General features: G+C 71.1%; 2 protein-coding genes and 2 pseudogenes. 1 reads left to right on the top strand and 3 read right to left on the bottom strand.

Going from position 1 to position 4,142, the window contains the following annotated elements:
• The 3 genes and pseudogenes from hpnE to hpnC all read right to left on the bottom strand — a co-directional run.
• Window positions 1–1,265, bottom strand: a pseudogene (gene hpnE / locus AD428_RS23595) (hydroxysqualene dehydroxylase HpnE); the annotation flags it as partial.
• The gene (gene hpnD / locus AD428_RS23590) at window positions 1,262–2,125 is read right to left on the bottom strand and encodes a presqualene diphosphate synthase HpnD (protein WP_053246774.1); all 864 of its coding nucleotides are present in this window, start codon (window positions 2,123–2,125) and stop codon (window positions 1,262–1,264) included. The pseudogene hpnE and the gene hpnD, both read right to left, overlap by 4 nt.
• 6 nt (window positions 2,126–2,131) lie before the next feature.
• Window positions 2,132–2,972 (bottom strand): annotated as a pseudogene (hpnC, locus tag AD428_RS23585) (squalene synthase HpnC).
• Between the two features lie 126 nt (window positions 2,973–3,098).
• Here hpnC and alr point away from each other — a divergent pair.
• Window positions 3,099–4,142, top strand: a 1,044-nt coding sequence (alr, locus tag AD428_RS23580; RefSeq protein WP_053246773.1) for an alanine racemase, incomplete at its 3' end; no start/stop codon positions are given.

Below are 4,142 nucleotides of genomic sequence, written 5' to 3'. Positions count from 1 at the left end.
TCCAGCACGCCGGGGTAGCCCGTGTCGGTCCAGTCGCCCGCGAGCGCCAGGGTGGGCCAGGGCGTGGTGTTCAGCGGGCGGCTCAGGCCCGGCACCGCCGCGAAGGTGGCGCGTTTTTCGATGAACAGCTCGGCCGCCGACGGCTCGGGCATGGGGGGCAGGCGAGCCGGATGCGCCGACGCCTGCTCGGCCACCTGGTCGGCCAGCGCCTCGATGACCTGGGGGGCGCTGGGTCTCGGCGATGCCGGCCGCCGCGCTCACCACGACCGCCAGCTCGCCGGCCTTGGCGTCGCCCAGGATCTGGGCGCGGTCGAATACCCATTGGCCGAGATGGCCCCGGGCGTGGTCTTCGCGCAGCATCATCATGGGCTCGGGCAAGCGCCACGGCGCCGACAGCCGCAGGTTCAGCGTGGCGATGGGCTGGTACTCGAAAGACTTGAGCGCGGCCAGCAGGCCCTCGGCGCCCGCCTCGCGCAACGGACCGGCCAGCAGCCGCGCCGCGTGCGCCGGCTGGATGGCCAGCACCGCCGCGTCGAAACGCTCCTGGTTGATGTCGATGCCGTCGGCCGACGGACGCAATTGCCGCACGGTGCTGCCGTAGCGCATCGTGACCTGGCGCGCGGCCGCGTCCGGCCACAGGGCGGAAAGGTCGGTGCAGGGCAGCAGCAGGTCGCTGTGCTCGCGCTTGCCCGCCAGGCTGTCGCGCAGCACGTGCGCGAACAGCGCGGCGCTGGCGGCGGCGACCGGGGTGTTCAGCGCCGCCAGGCAGATCGGCTCCCACACCTGGCGGACGAGGCCTTCGGGCTGCGCGTGATACTGCATGAGCTGCGCCACCGTCCATTCGCGCGGCGCGGCCCAGCCCATGCGTTTGAGTCCGCGCATCAGGCGCAGCATCGACAGGCGCTCGTTCCAGGACAGGCCGCGCGCGCCCAGCGCGGCGGCGGCCAGGTGCAGGGGAGCGGGCAGGCGCGGGCCGACAGGCGGAAGCGCCCGTCCAGGCTGGCCAGCCGCAGCGGCCGGCGCATGAGCAGCGCGTCGGGATTGCGGCCGACCCGCCGCATGACCGCCAGCGTGCGGCGGTAGGCGCCGCAAAGCAGGTGCTGGCCGTTGTCCAGGGGCGCGTCGAATCCGCCGGTGAACACGCGGCGGGCGCGCCCGCCGGGGGTGTGCCCGGCTTCGAACACGGTGACTTTCGCGCCGGCTTCGCGCAGGGCGACGCTGGCGGCCAGGCCGGCCCAGCCGGCGCCGATGACGGCGGCTTTCATCGCGACAGCCTGCGGACCAGGCCGCGCCCGCCGCCCACCCAGGTCTTCCAGGCCAGCCAGAGCTTGCGCAGCGGCGTGAGGGAAATGCGCTGGTGCAGCACCTGCCAGCCGTCGCGCTCGATTTCGTCGAGCAGGGCATGGTAGATGGCCGCCATCATCAGGCCGGGCCGCTGGGCGCGGCGGTCGGCCTCGGGCAGGAGCTGCATGGCCTCGCGGTAGAGCGTCCGCGTCCGCTCGGCCTGGAAGCGCATGAGCGCCGCAAAACGTTCCGAGTATCGGCCGTTGATGATGTCGGCCGCCTTCACATCGAATTGCTGCATGTCGTTGACCGGGATGTAGATGCGTCCGCGCCGCGCGTCGTCGCCCACGTCGCGGATGATGTTCGTCATCTGGAAGGCCAGGCCCAGTTTCTCGGCATACTGCAGCGTGCGGGGATCGGTGTAGCCGAAGATCCCGGCCGACAGCTCGCCCACCACGCCGGCCGCGTGCCAGCAGTATTTGCGCAGGCCGGGCCAGTCCAGGTAGCGGGTCTGGTCGAGGTCCATTTCCATGCCCTCGATCACCGCCAGCAGCCGCTCCCGCGTGATGCCGCAGGGCGCCAGGTGCGGCTGCAGGGCGCGCGTGACGGGGTGGTCGGGCCGGCCGTCGAACATCTGGTCGACCTGGGTGCGCCACCAGGCGAGCTTGATGCGCGCCAGCGACGGGTCGGTGCACTCGTCCACCACGTCGTCCACCTCGCGGCAGAAGGCATACAGGGCCGTGATGGCGCGCCTGCGCTCGGGCGGCAGGAACAGAAACGAATAGTAGAAGCTGGAGCCGCTGCGGGCGGCTTTGTCCTGGCAGTACTCGTCAGGGGTCATATCGGGTCAGGGCCGTTGTCGGAGGGAGCGCCACAGCATGACGGCCCAGTCTTTGGCGCCCAGTTCGGGGCGGTTCATGAATACATCGTAGCCGCCGCGCTCGATGCGCTCGAGCACGCGCAGGCCACCCTGCACCACCAGCCGCAATTCGAGGCCGATGCGCCCGGGCAGGCGGCGCGCCAGCGGAGCGCCGAAGTTTAGCAGCGCGCGGGCGCGGCCGATCTCGAACGCCATGAGCTGGCGCCAGCCCGGCGTCAGGCGGCAGGCCGCCAGGTCTTCTTCGGTGACGCCGTGGCGGCGCAGGTCTTGCTGCGGCAGGTAGACGCGCTGCTTGCGCCAGTCCACGCGCACGTCCTGCCAGAAATTCACGAGCTGCAGGCCGGTGCAGATGGCGTCGGACAGTTCGATATTTTCGGGCGTGGCCGCCTGGAACAGATGCAGCATCAGGCGGCCGACCGGGTTGGCCGAGCGCGTACAGTAGTCGGCCAGCGCGTCGTAGTCTTCGTAGCGCTTGACCACGATGTCCTGTTCGAACGCCGACAGCAGGTCGTAGAAGGGCGCGATGGGAAGCTGGTGACGCGCGATGGTGGTCGCCAGGGGGGCGAAGATGCCGGCCAGCGCGGGCGAGCCGGGAGCCGGCCGGCCCCCCGGGCTCCGCGCCGATGCGGTGCAGTTCGGCGCGGAATTCCGCGAGCTGGCGCAGCCGCTCCTCGTCCGAGGCCGGACCTTCGTCGGCGACATCGTCCGCCGCGCGGGCGAAGCGGTAGATATCGGTCACGGCGGCGCGCAGCCTGCGCGGCAGGAGCAGCGAGGCGACGGGAAAGTTCTCGTAGTGATCGACGGGCATAGGCGGAATACGGGGCCGGGGCGCAAGACCGGGTTGCCGGCACATTTTAGAGGACGCTTTCGTCATGCCCCCGCTGCCGTGGACGGCAGCGATCAGTTAGACTTAGTCGCCACAGGATCGCACACCATGCCCCGCCCGATTTCAGCCTCCGTTTCCGTTTCCGCGCTTGCTTACAACCTGTCCACCGTCCGGGCCCACCTCGAGCGCTCCGCCGCCGCGGCGGGCGGCGTGCCTCCCTCCATCTGGGCCGTCATCAAGGCCAACGCCTACGGACACGGCATCGAGCAGGCGGTGGCGGGGTTCTCGTCCGCCCAGGGCCTGGCCATGCTCGACCTCGACGAGGCCGTGCGCTGCCGCGAGGCGGGGTGGGGCGGCCCCATCCTGCTGCTCGAGGGCTTTTTCGAGCCGGCCGACCTCGACATCATCGACCGCTACCACCTGAGCACCACGGTGCACAACCGCGAGCAGCTCGACATGCTCGCCCGCGCGCGCCTGTCGCGCCGCGTGGACATCATGCTCAAGCTCAATTCCGGCATGAACCGGCTGGGCTTCAGCCCCGCGTCTTACGCCGCCGCCCACGAGCGCGCCATGCTGCTGCAAAGCCAAGGCGTGCTGGCCTCGGTGGGCAAGATGACCCACTTCGCCTGCGCCGACGGGCCGCAGGGCGTGCACGAGCAGCTCGCGGTGTTCAATTCCGTGACGCATCGCCTGCCGGGTCCGGTCAGTGTCTGCAATTCCGCTGCCACGCTGCGCTTTGCCGACATCGCCATCGGCCCGGGCACGCCGCCTCACTGGGTGCGGCCCGGCATCTGTCTTTACGGCGCTTCGCCGTTCGCCGACGCCGACGCGGCTTCGTTCGGGCTGCGGCCCGCCATGTCGCTGCGTTCCGAGATCATCGCCGTGCAGGAACTGCGGCCCGGCGACTCGGTCGGCTACGGCGCCATTTTTCGCACCGAGCGCGCCATGCGCGTGGGCGTGGTGGCCTGCGGCTATGCCGACGGCTACCCGCGCCATGCCACGACGGGCGCGCCGGTGGTGGTGGCGGGGGTGCGCACGCGCCTGGTGGGCCGCGTCTCCATGGACATGCTCATCGTCGACCTCGACCGCCGGCGTGGGCGCGCCCGTTTCGCGTGTGGGGCCGGAGACGGCCCCTCGGTGGACGAGGTGGCG

It is taken from the genome of Achromobacter sp. DMS1, assembly GCF_001270295.1.
This window is presented reverse-complemented; position numbering and strand designations above follow the sequence as displayed.